Source organism: Leptothoe sp. ISB3NOV94-8A, assembly GCF_043421595.1.
Classification (GTDB): domain Bacteria; phylum Cyanobacteriota; class Cyanobacteriia; order Phormidesmidales; family Phormidesmidaceae; genus Leptothoe; species Leptothoe turfae.
Genome location: NZ_JAXSQW010000001.1, coordinates 4,367,055 through 4,383,891 on the forward strand (window position 1 = coordinate 4,367,055; position 16,837 = coordinate 4,383,891).

The window sequence follows — 16,837 nt, forward strand, 5'->3', positions numbered from 1 at the left end:
AACAGAATGCTGGTCTCCAAGCAGGCGTTGCGATCGCACGGATGACTCAGCACCCTACCCTATCACTGAGCTGTTGAACGGGTAGCGATTGTTTTGGCCCGGTTGAGGAAATTATAACATAACTATACAATTCTGTGGGTCTTACCTGAAAAGGGTTGATTTATCGGGGAAAGCAGCTTGTGTTATGTCTGTATGCAATGGCCAATACGTTTGGGTGAGAACGGCTGCAATCATCATCCTTGGTAAATAATCTCGATCCATGCAATAACTAAAACTTTTGAGATCTGTGGAGTTACAAACACTTTTTAAGACATCAACGCCAGTGATCGGGGTCGTTCATTTACTGCCTTTACCCGCATCGGCTCGCTGGCAAGGCTCATTACAGGCCGTAGTAGACCGTGCTGTCCAAGAAGCCGTTGCTCTGGCCTCCGGTGGTGCTAACGGCATTATTATAGAAAATTTTTTTGATGCACCCTTTACAAAGGGATCGGTAGATCCTGCTGTGGTCAGTGCCATGACCATTGTAGTCAGCCGTATACAACAGCTAGTAACGCTTCCCCTAGGTATTAACGTATTGCGTAACGATGCCCAGAGCGGTCTGGCCATTGCCGCCTGTACCGGCGCTGCGTTTATCCGGGTTAATGTGTTAACTGGAGTAATGGCTACGGATCAGGGTGTAATCGAGGGAGATGCCCATCGACTCATGCGTTATCGCCGAGAATTAGGTCGTGATATTAAGGTCTTTGCTGACGTACTAGTTAAGCATGCTACCCCTGTAGGTACCATCAGTCCGGACACAGCCATGGCCAATGCAGTCGCTGATACTATCCATCGGGGCTTGGCAGATGCTGTGATTGTTTCTGGTGGTGCCACGGGCCACCCGCCCACCCATCAGGATCTAGCAACGGCGAAAGCAGCTGCGGGCAACATCCCTGTGTTAATCGGCAGTGGTGCCACCGTGGACAATATTCCTAAATTGATGAAATCGTCAGATGGTGTAATTGTTTCTAGTTCTTTAAAACGATGGGGGCACATTGAACAACCTGTCGATCCTAATCGTGTAAGCCAATTTGTGGATGCAATATCGTCATCCCCGTAGGGGGGCCATGGAAGGCCCCTACAGGGATGATTCTGGAATATCTCTACCGAAGGCCCTGTTTTTTGTCTAAGATGCAGTCGGGGGCGCAGCCTGTCTACTGGGGTACCCTGCTTTTGTTGATCTTGATGAGCTTAGAGTTATCTGTAAACTATGGGACGTCGCCGTAAAGAAACTCGTGGGATTTATCGTTGGTCGCGCCCAGCTATTGGTGCGATCGCAACCGTTGGAGCCTTAGGCACAGGTTACCTAACGGTGATCAAGCTAATGGGTAATGATGCTGCCTGCCCTGTAAAGGGTTGTGACCAAGTACTGAATAGTGCCTACGCAGACGTTTTTGGTATTCCGCTAACGTTGTTTGGCTGCCTCGCCTATCTATCCATGGTGGCTTTGTCCCTAGGGCCACTGTTATTGAACAAAGAGAAGATTAAGCAGCGTCAAAAGCTAGAAGATATAACCTGGCCGCTCTTGTTTATCGGAGCTACAGGCATGATGGTCTTCAGTGGATACCTAATGTATCTACTGGCTACCGAACTCAAGGCCGCTTGTCTCTACTGTATAGCCTCCGCCACATTTACATTCTTAATGTTTTTGCTAACGCTCTTAGGTCGCCAATGGGAAGACCAGGGAGCTCTTGTTTTTCGTGGCGTGATAATGGGAATGGTCACCCTGGTGGCTACTATTGGGATGTATTCCATCAGTATTAATGGACCAGCGGCAACCGCTAGTAGTGTTGGCAACACCGGCCCTGCCGTTACCAATACATCTGGGCCTGCTGAAGTTGCCCTAGCGAAGCATTTAAAGGAGGTAGGGGCAAAAATGTACGGTGCCTACTGGTGTCCCCACTGTTTTGATCAAAAACAGCTCTTCGGACAGGAAGCCAAGAAATATATGCCCTACATTGAATGTGCTGAGGATGGTGCTGACTCCCAGACAGCCCTGTGCCGATCTGTACCTGAAGTTACCGGTTTTCCCACATGGGAGGTCAACGGACAATTTTTACCTGGTACTCAAACCTTGACAACCTTAGCTGAAGCATCCGGCTATCAAGGTCCGACAGACTTCAAGCATTAAACCCTTCACAAGGTTAGAAACACGTAGGGGCGTTCCATGGAACGCCCCTACGTGTTTCTAACTAAAATTAATTTCTAGTAGCGATAAATCGTCTGAGAGATCTTGCCCAACATCAATACTGGGCATAGTGGCATGGCTAATTAACTGATCAAGCTGCCCCGGTCGCGGGCATTTAACAATGTGATCAATAAAGCTATCTAAACCCAGAATTTCTCCGGTTTCAGCCAGGGATGTTTCAGGTACTTCATAGACGCCATCACTGAAAATATAGAGATAGCTGTTGTCTGGAATCGAACAACGTTTCCAGGTGTAGGTGGTACCGGGCATCATGCCAATGGGCATACCAGGGGTACGCAGACGCATTGTTTCAGCCATGGGAGCGCCACCACCATTACCATTCGCAGTTACATCAGTTGTATTAGGAGGGGGGGGCGGAGACAGAAGCACAGCTGGAGGATGCCCCGCACTGGCATACATCAGCTGGCGATTAACTCGGTTATAGACGCCGTACCAAATGGTAAAATACTTTTCATTTTGAGCCGTCATCTGAAACATGTTGTTCAAACTTTCAAGCACCTTGTCAGGTCGATAGAAGTTGGTGCCTGGCAAAGATTGCGATCTCAACACATTCAGCACAGAGGTGGACAATAAAGCTGCCCCTAAACCATGGCCCGATACATCCAGTAGATATATCACCAGATAGTCAGGATCTAGCCAATAGAAATCAAAACAATCGCCCCCAAGCTGTTGCGATGGCAAAAAGCGAGTTTGAATCTTGACCGGAGGTTGATCCGTATCCCTGGGCAAAAGCGACTGCACATAGGAAGCAGCTTCCGCCAGCTCATTCTCTAAATACTGCTTTTGCTCTTTCAAATCGCGAGTAAGCTGACACAATCGCATACCAGACTTAACTCGGGCCTTAAGCTCAGCCATGTCGATGGGCTTCATTAACAGGTCGTCTGCCCCTGCTTCTAGAGCCTCGACTCGACTGGCCGTCTCGGCATGGGCCGTAATCAGCAGAAACGAGCTCATGGACAAATCTGGATGCTCTTTCAATCGACGGCAAATTTCCAAACCGTCGATGGATCCAGGTAAGCGCCAATCGCATAAAATTACTGGTGGCGTGATCACCAAGGCTTGCTCTAGGCCATCGGCGGCGGTTTCTGCAATAGCAACGCGATACCCCTGGCTTTGCAGCATCCGCTGAAGGATACGTCGAATGATCGGATCATCATCGATCACCAAAATATCTGCAATAGAATTAGCAGCCTTAACCATTACACCGATACGACGCAGAGGTTTATTTCATAGTGCCATGTCCCTAGTCCCATACTGGCATTCCCCCATGGGCTATTAGTTCTACTACTCATGGCATTGAAGTCCTACCAAAGTCATTAACAAGCATCTAGCAATCGAATGATATTAAAGGCTAAAAACTCTCTGATTAAATAAGAAACGTTGGTTTCAGCTAGAGTGTACCCTTCTCATTCAGACATATGAAGGCGGTTGGCCAAATATGCACATTACAGCTTTCCAAAGGACATTGGTCAAAAACAGTAAAGCATCTGTGATGATTTTCTGAGCAAATAGCAACCTTAGCCATAAACCACAGCGTTGATGGCCTATTTTATCAGTCCACAGAAGATATGTGCGATTCAGCAATTGGCAGTGAAGATAGAAAAATCAATGTATTTGCTGTAGCTGTGACGTCTCAGGAGCAAAACTGTGCCCTCATGCCAGGAAATCAACACAAAATTGGTAGGTATATGTCACTAATTTGGCAGTAAAGAAGGTTCCTAAGTGAAAAATTATTGCAAGACTACCCTAGGGTTAAGGGTGATTTCTAAGCTGAAGAAGCGCCGCTAATATCTGCATGATTTTGCATAATGGAAAGTACCTGTGATCTGCCTAACAGCTGCGTTTTACCCGTTCTAAAGTCCCCCAGCGATTATCAGGTATTTCGCATTAGTCCTGATGATAAAAACCGACTAGCACTTTTGGTAGATCCTACCCTGGGCCATGCCAAGTTAACCTGCTGTGTAGAAATTTTTGATGTGGGTGGCAGAACCCCTATCCATCGACACCAAGTGGCCGTAGAAATGTTTTATGTGATCAAAGGAGAAGGTCGAGTTGTTTGTGATGGTAAAAGTTCAACAATTAGAACTGGCGATAGCATCCTAGTACCATCTTACGGTGTTCATTTTGTTGAAAACACTGGTCCACAACGACTCTATCTACTCAGCGTCATGGTACCTAATGAGGACTTTGCGGAATTAATTCGTGATGGGATACCGGCAGAGTTAGATGAAGAAGACATGGCTGTTTTAGGACGTACCCACAGTATTTAATGCCGTCTGATTTTCTGCCCGTCAAACCCAAACAGGTACATTCATTAAAAACTCGGGATGGTAAGCGTCTGGATGCAGATGTTTATTATCCCGATGCCGAAGGTCCGTGGCCTGTATTGCTGATGCGACAGCCCTATGGTCGTGCGATCGCATCCACGGTTGTCTATGCTCACCCCACCTGGTACGCCGCCCAGGGCTATATTGTCGTGATTCAGGATGTGCGCGGGCGCGGCACTTCAGAGGGAGAGTTTCACCTGTTTGCCCACGAAGTAGACGACGGCTACGACAGCGTTCAGTGGGCCGCTCAGTTACCTAGAAGCAACGGCAGGGTTGGCATGTATGGGTTTTCATATCAGGGGATGACCCAGCTCTATGCAGCTCAGGCTAAGCCCTCAGCTCTTAAGGCATTAGCTCCGGCCATGGTGGGTTACGACCTTTACCAAGATTGGGCGTATGAAAATGGTGCACTACGTTTGCAGGCTGGTTTAGGCTGGGCCATTCAATTAGCCGCAGAAACCGCTCGCTTAAAAGGAGACAAAACTGCCTTTAACGCCTTACGAGCCGCTTCTCGTAACTTGCCGCTCAACGGTCCCATCTCTGCCTATCCAGATGTCATCAAACAATACGCCCCTGATTCTTTTTGGCATGACTGGTTGGCACATCCCCAAAACGATGATTACTGGCAGTCACTTAAGCCCGATTTAACGAATGTCGATTTGCCAATGCTCCATGTGGGTGGCTGGTTTGACCCTTATCTCACAGGGGATATCCGCCTATTTAAGGAAATGGCATCAAGCCGCTATCCTCAACATTTTTGGGTGGGCCCTTGGAGCCATATTCCCTGGAGTCGAAAGGTAGGGGAGGTGGATTTTGGTCCTGAGGCGATGAACCCCATTGATCGATTACAAATTTGTTGGTTTTATCGTTGGCTCACCGATAAAAAAGATGTGGCCCCCCTGGATGAGCGCCCCGTACATCTCTTTGAGATGGGCAGCAACCAATGGCGACTGTTTGAGCAGTGGCCAAGTGAATCTACAACTCAAACCTATCGCTTGCAAAGCTCTGGTCTAGCAGCCATGCGTGAAGATGATGGCGCTTTAGTGCCATCCAGTTGCGAAGATCCAGCTGTAACTGCAGTGCCTGATGTATTGGTTCATGATCCATGGCGACCTGTGCCCTCCTTGGGAGGACATGCAAGCTTTCCATCCGGATCTTTTGAGCGCAGTGCGTTAGACGGTCGCAGCGATGTCTTGACCTATACAACTGCTTTGTTGGAAGCAGACTTGGCTGTAGCAGGGGACGTGACGACAACGCTTAAAGTTCAGGCTGATGCCCCTAGTTATGACCTATGTGCCGTGCTGTCAGTGGTCTACCCTGATAATCGAGTGTTTAATTTGACACAGGGTTATACACGTATTCATGGGGGACAAGCACAAGTCGTGTCTCTATCTTTGCAACCCACCTATTTTTGCTTGATGGCTGGCCAAGCCTTACGGTTAAGCCTCAGTGCAGCTTGCTTTCCAGCCTATACCGTTAACCCTGGAACACAAATTTATCCTTTAGATACCGTGCCAACCATAGATCAGCGGATTATTACCCTAACGGTCTATCAAGATAGGGATACGTTGCTAACTTTACCTATGGCCTAATCGCCATCACTGCAATTCATCATCTAGCTCAATCCCTTGAGCTTTGAGTTTTGCCTTGAGTGCTGCTAACTCACCTTCTGCTCTATCAGCCCGCTGGGCTTCTTGGTCAGCCCGCTGGGCTTCTTGGTCAGCGCGTTTCTTAAGTTCATCAGGAATTAAGAGCTTTTTCCCGGTTTCTAACTCGTAGAACTCAATCAGAGTGCCTACTGCGGCTAATCGTAACCCCAGCACCTGACTGACGCTATCGGTAATTTTTTTATAGGCCTCATCTTCCAGGCGGTACCCTCGCAACCGGTCAGTAATCCATTCACCCTTGGGATCGAACTGCCAATATTCAAGCACCCCCATGGCTTCATAGAGGTCGTACTTGCTAATTTCGTCTTTTTGTCGAGTTCCCTGGGAGGTCATTTCAAAAATGACGGCTGGAACCGAACCTTCTTCCCAGATTTTGTAGTTGTCACGACCACCGGGTTCTACATCAAAAATCACCATCACATCAGGGGCTACTCGCATATTGGGTAGCCCCTGGGCGTAATACAAGAATTGATTACCAAGAACAGTCGCTTGCTGACCTTTCAGATACTGACGTAAAACTTCCAATGTAATCAGCAGAGCATAGAGATGGTCAAAGGTTTCAGCCACAGGCATGCCATCTCCGCTGGGATAAAGACTCTGAGATGTCTGGGTGTTAGGAATAATCGCTGTCATGGCTTTATCCCTGTTTTAGTCACAGGTACTTTTGTACTTATTCTACCGGCTGTTTGCTTGAGTCGTGATTACACTTGCAAAACGCCTTTGGAACTGGGAATTGCATTGGCACGACGGGGATCAATCTCGGTAGCCATGCGCATAGCGCGGGCAAACGCTTTGAAGGTGGCTTCAATAATGTGGTGGGAATTGATGCCGTCAAGCTGACGAATGTGCAGCGTCATGAGGCTGTGATGAACGACAGCCATGAAGAATTCGCGGACGAGTTGGGTGTCGTAGGTGCCAACGCGCTGGGTGGGGATATCGAGGCCATAAGCGAGGTAGGGGCGACCGGAGAAGTCCAACGATACTTGGATCAGGGATTCGTCTAGGGGGGCGACAAAGTGACCAAAACGGACGATGCCTTTGCGATTACCTAAGGCTTGGTGCAGCGCCATGCCGAGAGTAATGCCAACATCCTCGTTGGTGTGATGGTCGTCGATTTCGAGATCGCCTTTGGCTTGGATGTCGAGGTCGAAGAGGCCATGGGAGGCGATTTGATGGAGCATGTGGTCAAGAAAGGGAATGCCAGTGTTGGCATTGCACTGACCAGTGCCGTCGACGTTGAGGGTGACGGTGACGTCGGTTTCTTTGGTGGTGCGGGTGACGGTGGCGGTACGAGTAGGGAATTCGAGATTAGTGGTTGGGTTTGCTTTTGTTTGCATGGTGGTTATGGGGGTGTAGGGGCTGCCCTTGTGGTTACCCTGGACGGTATCTAAGGGAATTACGCTGCTACGCATTCGCTACGCACCGTAAAAGAGTAATCGTCGTTCGACATTGATCTCAGCTCTAGTTTATCTGAGGAAAAGAGTCTCCCTACTCCCCATTGCCAGCTGCCTCTCCACCCCTAGAACATCATTTCCAAAACACTTCGAATAACGTCATCGGTCACCTGATCCGTGACGCAGGCTTCGCCGATGCGTTTGGGGAGGACGAAGCGGACTTTGCCAGATTTAACTTTTTTGTCGCTGCGGAGGGCATTGAGGATGGCGTCGATGTTGAGGGTGGCGGGAAGCTTGGTGGGGAGATTGGTTTTCTGGATGATAGCAAGTTGTCGGTCGGCGGCAGTTTGGGGCCAAAGATCCATGGTGGTTGCGATCGCACCCGCTGCAACCATGCCAATGCCGACAGCTTCACCATGGTTGACGGATTTGTAACCGGTCAGACTTTCGATCGCATGGCCAATGGTATGGCCGTAGTTAAGAATAGCCCTCAGTCCAGCCTCTTTTTCATCTTGACTGACAACATCGGCTTTAGCCTGACAAGAATGTTTGAGAATATCGTGGAGCAGAGCCTCACTAACAAAGCACAGCTGATCGAGGCGCTCGGCTTGCTCTAGCTGATGGAACAGACCTTCATGCCAAATAATTCCATACTTGATGACTTCAGCCATACCAGCGTGAAATTCACGCTCAGGGAGTGTGCTCAAAACACTGGGATCAATCAGCACCAAACTCGGCTGATGAAAGGCACCAATTAGATTTTTTCCTTGAGGATGGTTCACGCCAGTTTTGCCCCCGATGGCGGCATCAACCATGGCTAGTAATGAAGTAGGCACTTGAACAACCGCAATACCCCGTAGCCAGGTGGCTGCAGCAAAGCCCGTCATATCGCCAATTACACCACCACCTAGAGCCACCATGGTAGAACTGCGTTCTAAATGGTGGTCAAACGCAACACTATGGATTTTCTCGATAGACTGTAGAGTTTTGTATTGCTCTCCAGCAGGTAAAACACATTGACTAACCTCAAAACCAGCCTCCGTTAAAGAGGTCAAGGCGGTTTCGCCGTAGTGTTGAAAAATAGCAGGGTTAGAAACAAGCAGCACCTTACCAGCTTTACCAGCGGCAGCGAGCCAGGGGCCTAAGTATTGCAGCCCGTCAGTAGCAATTTTGATGTCATATTGAGTTTGGGGTAGCTCGACGGGGATAACGGTCTTCATTGCATTGAGTCACGGTGTACTCAACTATCCTACTGCTCAGGGTAAACAGTAGTAGGGAGTAAGGGAATGGGGAAGCACAACGCATTCCCTACGCAACCTTGGGCTCCACTAAACCTCAGGCTCCACTAAACCTCGGGTTCTGGGTTAAACACCTGAAAAATTTTTCGACAGCAAAGCTTGATTTTTTCCCCAGCATTAGCCTGAGGTGGAGCTACACCTTCAAACTGCCAGTTGTTAATGGTAGAAAGATGCCACTGTTCACCATGGTGGTTAAACCCAACGACTTCAACACCAATCGCCTTGACAATATTTGCTACAGCATCCGCTGTACCTTGGGTTGTCCCCTCAGCCACTGAATGAAGACGAATCTGCACGAGAAGACTACGGCAGTTGAATGAGCGGCTAAAGCCAGGGAAATGAAACCCGATATCGATGGAATCAGGATCAACGAGCTCTCTTGTATCGGGATCGTTTGCCCAGGGTTTAAGGTCAGAGCGTAAATCAGGAAGCTGCCCCTTAAAGGCACCCACAATAGCGGCTATTTTACTGGCATACTCGATGCTTCGTGCTTGTTCTGCTGCGTTCACACTTACGACCAGGGAAGTCAAAAAATTTCACCTACCAAGATAAAACAATGCCTAGGCAAATAGCCAAGGCATTCATTCTGCATCTTTGGATAGTTAGCAAATGCTACTAAGGAAAAAAATAAATGAGCTCACCAGAAGAAACTGTAGCTGATTAAACGAAAGTGAAATTGATCTGCTTAGATCGTCGGACTATAGTGGGCCTGACAGGTGTTCAGCATACGCAGATCGTTGTCGCTAACAGTGTCAATTTGATGGAACCCTTCAATCGCAAATTGACGTCCACCTGGTCCAGCAACAGCGGTATCTTCGAGATCGAGGGCATAATCATATTCCTCTTGGGAATAGGTTTCAGTAATCGCCAAGGAAAGCTGTGCGTTTTCTACACTGCCTCGAAAACAATCGAATGAGGAATGTGGAGAATAGAACGCTCCTACAACTTCACCTGCTTGTGCTTCGAATACCATGTAGGCAGTTTGCAACTGATCGGGTAAAGGCTGTTCACCAAAAAGATAAATGCCATTGCTGAGGGGTGTAGAAACAGACGGGGCAGCCTGAGCTAATAGAGGGTGGATGACTTCCGTATCAACCTCTAGCGACGGTTGCATGGACATTCTGGCATTAGCGGCATGGGCAACTAACAACGTTGCAGTTCCCACCAGCAGAGCCCCTGTACGCAAAGTGTTTCCGCATATCTGTTTCTGAATACGTTGCTGACGGATGTGACGTTGAATAACTGTTAACACTTGCATGACCAGCGCGCCTCACTGTATTTACCGAGTACCGCTAACGAATGACTGAATGCGATCAAAAAGGAAACTCTTATCTCTCACTGTAGGTGAGAAATTTATGGGTAAACCTGATTAGCAGCGTTCCTTTAATATCTCTTTAACGATTGCATTCATGTCAGTTAGCCAAATTACCGCTATCATTCCCTACAAATTTGAGGCTTTTGATTCCGTATGGGAGGGTTTTATAACTGGCATAGAGTGTACTCTGTCTGGAATACTAGGGGGCGTTCTGCATAATTCTTTGAAAGAGTCACCGTCATCCATCGTTGGAACGATGTAGGCTAAAAGAATAACTGGCTAGCTAGGCACCCAGCCATTGGATATGCCGTATCGCTGAGCAGGAGTCAAACGTTCATCTATGCCGTCCCTTGAAGTGCCGCTAAAGCTTTTGCTGTTTATTGATAAGCGGCCAAGTTCTGCTGAGCAAATTCGCCAGATCCGTCAGCATATTGAAGGTTTAGAAAGTCAAATTGAGCCGGTTTTGGAGGTCATTGATGTTAGTGAGCAGCCTTATTTGGCTGAACACTTTAAGCTAGTCGTGACTCCGACCCTCATTAAAATTTCGGAGGGAGGACGCCAAACACTAACCGGCAGTGACATTATTTCTCAGATTGACTACTGGTGGTCACGCTGGCAGGCAGAAGTTGAAAACGGCGGTGATACTTCGGAACGTCATCTTGTCAATAATCCGTCAATTGCTCAGTCAACGGAAATCATTCACCTATCAGATGAAATTTTTCGGCTTAAGCAACTCAATGCTGAAGCGAATGCCAAGCTAGTATTCAAGGATCGCATTATTGCAATGTTGGCCCATGATTTACGCAATCCACTAACGGCAGCTTCCATCGCTATTGAGACCCTAGAAATGGGGTATGACCCTAACCATGAGCGTCGTGCGCGCTTTCGGCCTGAGCTAACGGTGCAACTATTGCGCAACGCCAAAACTCAGATCCGCTCCATTGATCGCATGATCACGGATATTTTGCAGGCAGCCCATGGCCCCAGCGTTGATCTCCATATTTTTCCAAGAGAGTTGAATCTACAGGAGCTCTGCCAAGAAGTCGTGGATTCAATGATCACTAAAGTCAAAAACAAGCAACAGACTATTGGCCTCGATATTCCCCAGGATTTACCCCAGGTGCATGCCGATATCAATCAGGTACGTCGTGTGATTGTGAATCTTTTGGATAATGCGATTAAATATACGCCCAATGGGGGTGATGTGATGATTACGGCATTACATCGCACCACTCAGAAGGTTCAAGTCAGTATTCAAGATACGGGACCCGGTATCCCCGCTGATAAACAAGCCCGTATTTTTGAGGAGAGTTTTCGGCTTCAGAGAGATCAGTCCCAGGATGGTTATGGCCTTGGGTTAGCCCTATGTTTGCGCATTGTTAGGGCTCATTATGGTCAAATTTGGGTTGATTCAGCTCCCCAAGCGGGGAGTACGTTTCACTTCACACTCCCTGTCTTTAAGCAGTCGAACAGTCGGCAACCATTATCAGAACTATAAGAACTGGACTACAGAAATCGAACAATAATCTGCTTCAACCTTCAGGTAACTTCAGGCGAGCTTTCATGGCGGCTATCTCAGCATCCACTGAATTTTGATTGGGGTCACGACCAGATTCTAAAGCTGAAAATTTCTTCTCTAGGGCATCTTGACCGAGATCATTGAGTTCTGCCGCTGCCGCTGCCTTGGCTTCCATAGATAAAATTTTGTCTTCGATTTGATCAAATGCACCTTGATTAACCTGGGTCATCATCTCGTTCAGCTTCTGGCTCGCTTTCGCTGAGCGGGCCCGCGCAATGTACATATCTTTCTGGGTGCGCGCCTGGGAAATTTTAGTTTCCAGCGTGCGCATATTGGCTTTTAGCTGCTTCACGGTATCTTTCTGCTGTTGCAGCTGCCCCCCCAAAGCTTGGGCCGTTTCTAAATAGCTTTGACGGCGGTTGAGAGCTTCACGTGCTAGGGGCTCATTCCCTTTAACCAAGGCACTCTGGGCACGATTGTAAAACTCACGGGCTTGGGCATTCGCCTGCTCACACTGCCGCTCGTTGCGCTTTTGAGTTGCGATCGCAACCGCTACTGCCTGCCGCAGTTGCAGCAAATTTTCCTGCATATCCGCCGTCGTTTGCTCAAGCAGCTTCTCTGGATCTTCAGCTCCATTGAGCGCATCGTTAAGGCTGGCACGTACCACTCGAAAGAAACGATCTAGCAATCCCATGGAAGTTTTTAGCTTGATACGCAAAAATGATGCTGCGCAACTCGCACACAGCACCATTTTTAGGATAGCAGGGGGGCTATTCGTTCGTGGGGCCAAAGAGCTCTACAATTGCACCTTGTTGGGTCAAAAATCGCACCTGTTCTTCAGCTTGGGCACGATTATCAAAGGCTGCCAGCTGAATACGAGCACCAGCCTTAAAGTTCCGCACAAAAGCGTCGGGCACTAACTCACGTGCCTTGGTTAAAGAAGCATCCCCCGTGTAGCTAGCAATCACATAGAAATTAGAGCCTGTTACGGCTGTGGTGAGAGCAGGGGGCGGTGTGGCTGTCGGTGCTGGTGTAGCAGGGGCTGGTGTGGCTGATGGCACAGCCGCAGAATTTGTTTCTGTACCGATCGGGCTCGTTGTCGGATTGTTAGTAACAGCCGGTTGACTATCTGCAGCAGCGGTTCCGGGTGCTGGCAATGGAGACTGTGCTGGATTAGGCAATGGCGATGTCACCGGAGCAGAGGTTGAACCATTGACACCATCAACATCTAAGGTCACTAGATCTTCGACGCTATCAAGCTCTTTAAACTCACGAGTAGACAGATCGGGACCTGGCGGCTTGTAGCCATCGGAGGCAGGATCCGGAGCAGTGGCCGCTGGCTGAGTAGAGGCAGGTACCTCAGGCAAATCACCTGCACCCTCAGCAGTAGTGTCAGTGTCAGCATCAACAGGCTCGGTTTCGCTCGCTGGCCAGAGTTGCGATCGCAGTTTTTGCAATTGTGCTGGGGAGGTAATGGCAAACCCAACACCGATACCAGCCAACAGCACCAACACCAAGCCTGCTAGCTTCAACAAAATATTACTCTTGCGCCCAGGAGAATAGGGTTCAGGCACCGACTCTGGATCAGCCTGCTCCTCCTCAATACTCTTCAACAGCTCTTCTGAGGATTCTAAATAGCCTTCTGCCGGCATATCGTTAGCAGGCACCGACAACGCAGAGACATCCGTGTCAGCATCCATCTGCTCAGACTCCGCCACGTCCGACGTCAATTCGTCAACATCCGCAAGCTGCTCCAGAGTCGGCGGCAGTTCATCTTCTAGACCAGATGACTCAGAAGCATCCTTCAGGAAGGGGTTTGGCGGTGGCGGTGGCGGTGTAGGTGGTTGCTTAAGCGTTCCCCCAGCATCTGACGCTGCTGCCGGTGTTGATACTGACACAGAAATTAAGTCAAGCGTGTTACGGTGGGCCGCCCGACGTGGCGGTGGCGGCGGTGGTACTCGCCCATGGCGTTGACGCCGATAGCGGGTGAGCTCATCCTCAAGATTGACATTAAGATTTCGCAGAACACTTTCTAGCTGCGGATCAATCTCAGTTTCCGGCCCTGAACCGGGTCGAGGAGGCATGGGAGGGGGAGTGTTGTCTGAGGAAGAAGCCATGGAGCACAGCTAAAATAACAGGTAAAAGCGGGCAGCGTCTGCTGATAGACCATACGTTAGCACGTTAGTTAAGGGACGTTAGCCGCAAAGTCCGTACATCATGAGAGTAATTTGTTTTAGCAAGAGGTAAGGATGGGATTTTCTGGATTGCGATCGCTCATTACAGATATTGAAGCCCACCCCAACTGGCAATCCCGACGACAGTTTGCCCAAGTTGTTGAATATTGGCCGAAAACTGTGGGGTATGTCGTCGCCCGCCAGACAAAACCTGTCAGCATTCAGCGCCACATCCTTTATGTTACCGTCGCCAATGCATCCTGGACTCAAACCCTAACCCTGGAGCGTCGACGCATTCTTCATAAACTCAATCGCCTCATAGCAGTTCCTTTGCATGACATTCGCTTTTCCAGCGCTCAGTGGCACACCAAACCTGTACGCAAAACGCAACCCGTCAGCGACTGGGTCAAGGCTCACCCTAGCTATCTTGGAGAAACAGATTCCGAAGAATCACCTCAAGAGACATCAACAAAAACACCTGAAGAAGCCTATGCTCTATGGGCAAATATGAAAAAGAAACAACAAGAATCCCAAGAGATTTGTCCACAATGCCATTGTCATTGCCCTCCTGGAGAAATCGCAAGATGGACAATGTGCGCCCTATGCATCACCAAAACTTGGAAATAGCAATCAACAATAAATAAGCAAAAATAATTTTACAGTTCAAGCTTTCAGATAGATATTTTTTGAAATTTAACAGCCGTAATTCCATCTATCTCATCGGGTAATATTTATGGGGATCACCCATCAGTAAATGATCCCAGACGCCTTCAAAACATTGATTTATTTAAAGAAAATATAAAGAAAACATTAATGAAGATAACGAACTTAAATTAACTGCCGAGTCTTGGCGTATCAAGCTTTTAACATTTTCCCAATGTTGAATCCTATACATTAACTAATCCACAATGACGAAAGTTAAGGCGTTTAGTGAGTCTCTCAATTATTTTTTTCATGAGTATTAAAAAAGGTGAAATTGCGCGATGCGGTGCGTGCCGGTTTTATACGCCTACTGGTCGCCGTGGAGGAGAATGTTCGCAATTTGGAGTACACGTTCAATCTGTTTGGAAAACATGCTCTTTAGCAAAATCACCGTTCCAAAAATTAACGAACGTTACTAGTGCTGAGATAGACTTAACTTCGGGGATAGATTTAACGAAAGTTGCGCAAGAGAAACAGATAGCTTCAGAACCTTTACCGATGCCATCCAACCGGTTTTCATCTTCTGAAAAGCCATTAGTCGTCAAGATTTCTCAATAGTTAAATATCAATAGATGAGCAAAGGTTAGAGTAAGACTTACTTAAACAACAAGAGGCAATGGTAAAAATGTACCATTGCCTCTTTTGATCTAAATTTAGACAAATCAAACTAGATTTAGTATCTCCTAAACCTTAGTTCTCACGATTACATACTTCGGCAAGAATCTCGCCTTGCCCTTCTAAAGCACTTAAGGCCTGTCCTCTAGCGCGGATTAATGTGGAAGCTACTCCCCAAGAAAGCGTACGATCATATTCAGCAATGGCACCACAGCCTCGGAATGATACCCGAACGGAGCAGTTAATGTCTCCACAGCTACGTAGAGCTTCCCGCTCAGCGCTGTTGACAGATAAATAGTTAGTGGCTACTCCCCAATCACCGGAATGAGAAATAGCGATTGCACCATATCGTTGAGCTGCTTGGACATGCGTTACCAGGATTGTGCTCAATATCAATAAACTCAGAAAAATAGGCTTTAGCATAGACTATTAAGGAACAACAAAACGGCGATATAACTTGAGTTTTGCACAAGCGCCAAATGCAGAACGGCCCCGTAGTCCTCTTTACGGGGCCGTCATACATGATCCGAATCTACCTAGGAGAGATCATCCTTTTTGTTACTATCCCCACCCGATAACATCGACTTTTCGGTGCGGGCCAGGAAATCGGGTACCAATACTTCGCTAAATCCAGCAATAAATGCGATCGCAAAGTACAGATACTTAGACTGAGTCTCCGCTTCGCTGGGGCTAAATCCGGACACGACTACAATCTCTGATTCGATCAGGGCCACGGCCAGCAAGCTAAAGGCGGTACCCACCACTGGCTTAAAGAAACCGATAAAGAAGGGAATCACTGACTGGGACCGATTACGGTTTTCCAGTTTTCGCGATCGCAGCATCACACTGACAATGCTGCCCAAACCACCAGCCGCCAGCACCAGCTGAATGTACTGCCACTCTTGAGACGAAAACAGTTCCACCTGGGACCCCTTGGCTTCTCCCTCAGCGATGGTGGCAGAACCTGATGACTCGCCCACAACTAGGACATCGCCAGTTTCCGAGAGTTCACCCGCAGCTTCATCATCAGCTTTATCAATGGGTTGAGCATGGTTGATGCCGTGCTGGTAGCCAATATTATATTGATTCGATAAAAACATGCGGGCGGCGGTGGTGCTGCCAATCAATAATGAGATTGTGATTGTGAACCACGTCAAGCCTGAAATCAACTGTGCAGCAGGGGACCCGCCAGCACTAAGCACAGCCACCAGTGGATTTCGATAAATTCGGATCTCACGAGCAATGCGTTTACGAATGTCCCGAGCCAAAGAAACTCGCTCCGCCATAGACATAGCTGGAGATTGATTATTTTTCGGTGTCGCATCTGTCGGCAACAACAAACTGACCGCCAATTGCATCATTGGCATCAACATTTGATCATTGGTAAGTTCTAGATGAGGCACTTGCTCAAGCAACTTACCCAACTCACGATAAGCAGATTTTGATAGATGCTCAGACGCTAGTCCCTGCTCAATACGCTCGATTAATTCGCGCGCATCCTGACGAATAACAAGATCAATGTTATCTACTAGGCCTGATGGTAGACCCATTGTATGTACAGCCATTACTGTGTGTGCA

17 protein-coding genes are annotated in these 16,837 nt (G+C 48.1%); 7 read left to right on the plus strand and 10 right to left on the minus strand.

Features of this window, described 5'->3' with window-relative positions:
- Positions 1–286: 286 nt before the first annotated feature.
- Both btpA and SPB21_RS18390 read left to right on the plus strand, forming a co-directional pair.
- Positions 287–1,099, plus strand: coding sequence for a photosystem I biogenesis protein BtpA (gene btpA / locus SPB21_RS18385; RefSeq protein ID WP_163661878.1), 813 nt, complete (start codon positions 287–289; stop codon positions 1,097–1,099).
- A gap of 150 nt (positions 1,100–1,249) precedes the next feature.
- On the plus strand, positions 1,250–2,170 hold the full coding sequence (locus SPB21_RS18390; RefSeq protein WP_163696668.1) for a vitamin K epoxide reductase family protein: 921 nt from the start codon (positions 1,250–1,252) through the stop codon (positions 2,168–2,170).
- Between the two features lie 57 nt (positions 2,171–2,227).
- On the opposite strand, the gene SPB21_RS18395 is transcribed toward SPB21_RS18390, so the two are convergent.
- Positions 2,228–3,448, minus strand: coding sequence for a PP2C family protein-serine/threonine phosphatase (locus SPB21_RS18395; protein ID WP_250565610.1), 1,221 nt, complete (start codon positions 3,446–3,448; stop codon positions 2,228–2,230).
- 608 nt (positions 3,449–4,056) lie between these two features.
- On the opposite strand from SPB21_RS18395, the gene SPB21_RS18400 reads away from it, so the two are divergent.
- Complete coding sequence (locus tag SPB21_RS18400; protein WP_006515866.1) at positions 4,057–4,518, plus strand: cupin domain-containing protein; 462 nt, start codon at positions 4,057–4,059, stop codon at positions 4,516–4,518.
- Positions 4,518–6,167: a CocE/NonD family hydrolase gene (locus SPB21_RS18405; protein ID WP_499867368.1), complete on the plus strand. Its 1,650-nt coding sequence runs from the start codon at positions 4,518–4,520 to the stop codon at positions 6,165–6,167. The genes SPB21_RS18400 and SPB21_RS18405 overlap by 1 nt, the downstream gene beginning before the upstream one ends.
- A 6-nt stretch (positions 6,168–6,173) precedes the next feature.
- On the opposite strand, the gene SPB21_RS18410 is transcribed toward SPB21_RS18405, so the two are convergent.
- The 5 genes from SPB21_RS18410 to SPB21_RS18430 form a co-directional block, all read right to left on the minus strand.
- Entirely contained in the window at positions 6,174–6,875 is a 702-nt protein-coding gene (locus SPB21_RS18410; protein WP_163696672.1) for a Uma2 family endonuclease, read from the minus strand.
- A gap of 68 nt (positions 6,876–6,943) precedes the next feature.
- Complete coding sequence (gene hisB, locus SPB21_RS18415; protein ID WP_490795189.1) at positions 6,944–7,579, minus strand: imidazoleglycerol-phosphate dehydratase HisB; 636 nt, start codon at positions 7,577–7,579, stop codon at positions 6,944–6,946.
- A 182-nt stretch (positions 7,580–7,761) separates the two neighbouring features.
- On the minus strand, positions 7,762–8,856 hold the full coding sequence (gene aroB, locus SPB21_RS18420) for a 3-dehydroquinate synthase (RefSeq protein WP_499867370.1): 1,095 nt from the start codon (positions 8,854–8,856) through the stop codon (positions 7,762–7,764).
- 125 nt (positions 8,857–8,981) lie between these two features.
- Positions 8,982–9,443, minus strand: coding sequence for a Tery_1686 family protein (locus SPB21_RS18425; RefSeq protein ID WP_163703386.1), 462 nt, complete (start codon positions 9,441–9,443; stop codon positions 8,982–8,984).
- A 176-nt stretch (positions 9,444–9,619) separates the two neighbouring features.
- The gene (locus SPB21_RS18430; RefSeq protein WP_163661888.1) at positions 9,620–10,192 is read right to left on the minus strand and encodes a hypothetical protein; all 573 of its coding nucleotides are present in this window, start codon (positions 10,190–10,192) and stop codon (positions 9,620–9,622) included.
- A 397-nt stretch (positions 10,193–10,589) separates the two neighbouring features.
- Here SPB21_RS18430 and SPB21_RS18435 point away from each other — a divergent pair, with 397 nt between their 5' ends.
- On the plus strand, positions 10,590–11,747 hold the full coding sequence (locus tag SPB21_RS18435) for a histidine kinase (RefSeq protein WP_163696674.1): 1,158 nt from the start codon (positions 10,590–10,592) through the stop codon (positions 11,745–11,747).
- Positions 11,748–11,781: 34 nt separating this feature from the next.
- Here SPB21_RS18435 and SPB21_RS18440 read toward each other — a convergent pair whose 3' ends face one another.
- On the minus strand, positions 11,782–12,462 hold the full coding sequence (locus SPB21_RS18440; RefSeq protein WP_499867372.1) for a PspA/IM30 family protein: 681 nt from the start codon (positions 12,460–12,462) through the stop codon (positions 11,782–11,784).
- Between the two features lie 76 nt (positions 12,463–12,538).
- Positions 12,539–13,885, minus strand: a complete 1,347-nt coding sequence (locus SPB21_RS18445) for a hypothetical protein (RefSeq protein ID WP_163696678.1) — start codon at positions 13,883–13,885, stop codon at positions 12,539–12,541.
- Between the two features lie 132 nt (positions 13,886–14,017).
- Between SPB21_RS18445 and SPB21_RS18450 the strand changes: the two genes are divergently transcribed.
- On the plus strand, positions 14,018–14,569 hold the full coding sequence (locus SPB21_RS18450) for a DciA family protein (RefSeq protein WP_163696680.1): 552 nt from the start codon (positions 14,018–14,020) through the stop codon (positions 14,567–14,569).
- Between the two features lie 327 nt (positions 14,570–14,896).
- Entirely contained in the window at positions 14,897–15,202 is a 306-nt protein-coding gene (locus tag SPB21_RS18455) for a hypothetical protein (RefSeq protein ID WP_163661897.1), read from the plus strand.
- A 132-nt stretch (positions 15,203–15,334) separates the two neighbouring features.
- Here the strand turns inward: SPB21_RS18455 and SPB21_RS18460 are convergent, their stop codons facing one another.
- Positions 15,335–15,682 carry a DUF4189 domain-containing protein gene (locus SPB21_RS18460; RefSeq protein WP_163661899.1) on the minus strand — a complete coding sequence of 116 codons (348 nt, stop codon included), beginning with the start codon at positions 15,680–15,682 and terminating at the stop codon, positions 15,335–15,337.
- A 113-nt stretch (positions 15,683–15,795) separates the two neighbouring features.
- Positions 15,796–16,824, minus strand: a complete 1,029-nt coding sequence (locus tag SPB21_RS18465) for a hypothetical protein (RefSeq protein WP_499867373.1) — start codon at positions 16,822–16,824, stop codon at positions 15,796–15,798.
- Positions 16,825–16,837: the final 13 nt, after the last annotated feature.

What these genes read in the sequence shown, in the direction of transcription:
- SPB21_RS18450 (WP_163696680.1), top strand. Translation starts at nt 14,018, where the DNA reads ATGGGATTTTCTGGATTGCGATCGCTCATTACAGATATTGAAGCCCAC.
- SPB21_RS18395 (WP_250565610.1), bottom strand. Translation starts at nt 3,448, where the DNA reads ATGGTTAAGGCTGCTAATTCTATTGCAGATATTTTGGTGATCGATGAT.
- aroB (WP_499867370.1), bottom strand. Translation starts at nt 8,856, where the DNA reads ATGAAGACCGTTATCCCCGTCGAGCTACCCCAAACTCAATATGACATC.
- hisB (WP_490795189.1), bottom strand. Translation starts at nt 7,579, where the DNA reads ATGCAAACAAAAGCAAACCCAACCACTAATCTCGAATTCCCTACTCGT.
- SPB21_RS18435 (WP_163696674.1), top strand. Translation starts at nt 10,590, where the DNA reads ATGCCGTCCCTTGAAGTGCCGCTAAAGCTTTTGCTGTTTATTGATAAG.
- SPB21_RS18430 (WP_163661888.1), bottom strand. Translation starts at nt 10,192, where the DNA reads ATGCAAGTGTTAACAGTTATTCAACGTCACATCCGTCAGCAACGTATT.
- SPB21_RS18465 (WP_499867373.1), bottom strand. Translation starts at nt 16,824, where the DNA reads ATGGCTGTACATACAATGGGTCTACCATCAGGCCTAGTAGATAACATT.
- SPB21_RS18400 (WP_006515866.1), top strand. Translation starts at nt 4,057, where the DNA reads ATGGAAAGTACCTGTGATCTGCCTAACAGCTGCGTTTTACCCGTTCTA.
- SPB21_RS18390 (WP_163696668.1), top strand. Translation starts at nt 1,250, where the DNA reads ATGGGACGTCGCCGTAAAGAAACTCGTGGGATTTATCGTTGGTCGCGC.
- SPB21_RS18410 (WP_163696672.1), bottom strand. Translation starts at nt 6,875, where the DNA reads ATGACAGCGATTATTCCTAACACCCAGACATCTCAGAGTCTTTATCCC.
- SPB21_RS18445 (WP_163696678.1), bottom strand. Translation starts at nt 13,885, where the DNA reads ATGGCTTCTTCCTCAGACAACACTCCCCCTCCCATGCCTCCTCGACCC.
- SPB21_RS18440 (WP_499867372.1), bottom strand. Translation starts at nt 12,462, where the DNA reads ATGGGATTGCTAGATCGTTTCTTTCGAGTGGTACGTGCCAGCCTTAAC.
- SPB21_RS18405 (WP_499867368.1), top strand. Translation starts at nt 4,518, where the DNA reads ATGCCGTCTGATTTTCTGCCCGTCAAACCCAAACAGGTACATTCATTA.
- SPB21_RS18460 (WP_163661899.1), bottom strand. Translation starts at nt 15,682, where the DNA reads ATGCTAAAGCCTATTTTTCTGAGTTTATTGATATTGAGCACAATCCTG.
- SPB21_RS18455 (WP_163661897.1), top strand. Translation starts at nt 14,897, where the DNA reads ATGAGTATTAAAAAAGGTGAAATTGCGCGATGCGGTGCGTGCCGGTTT.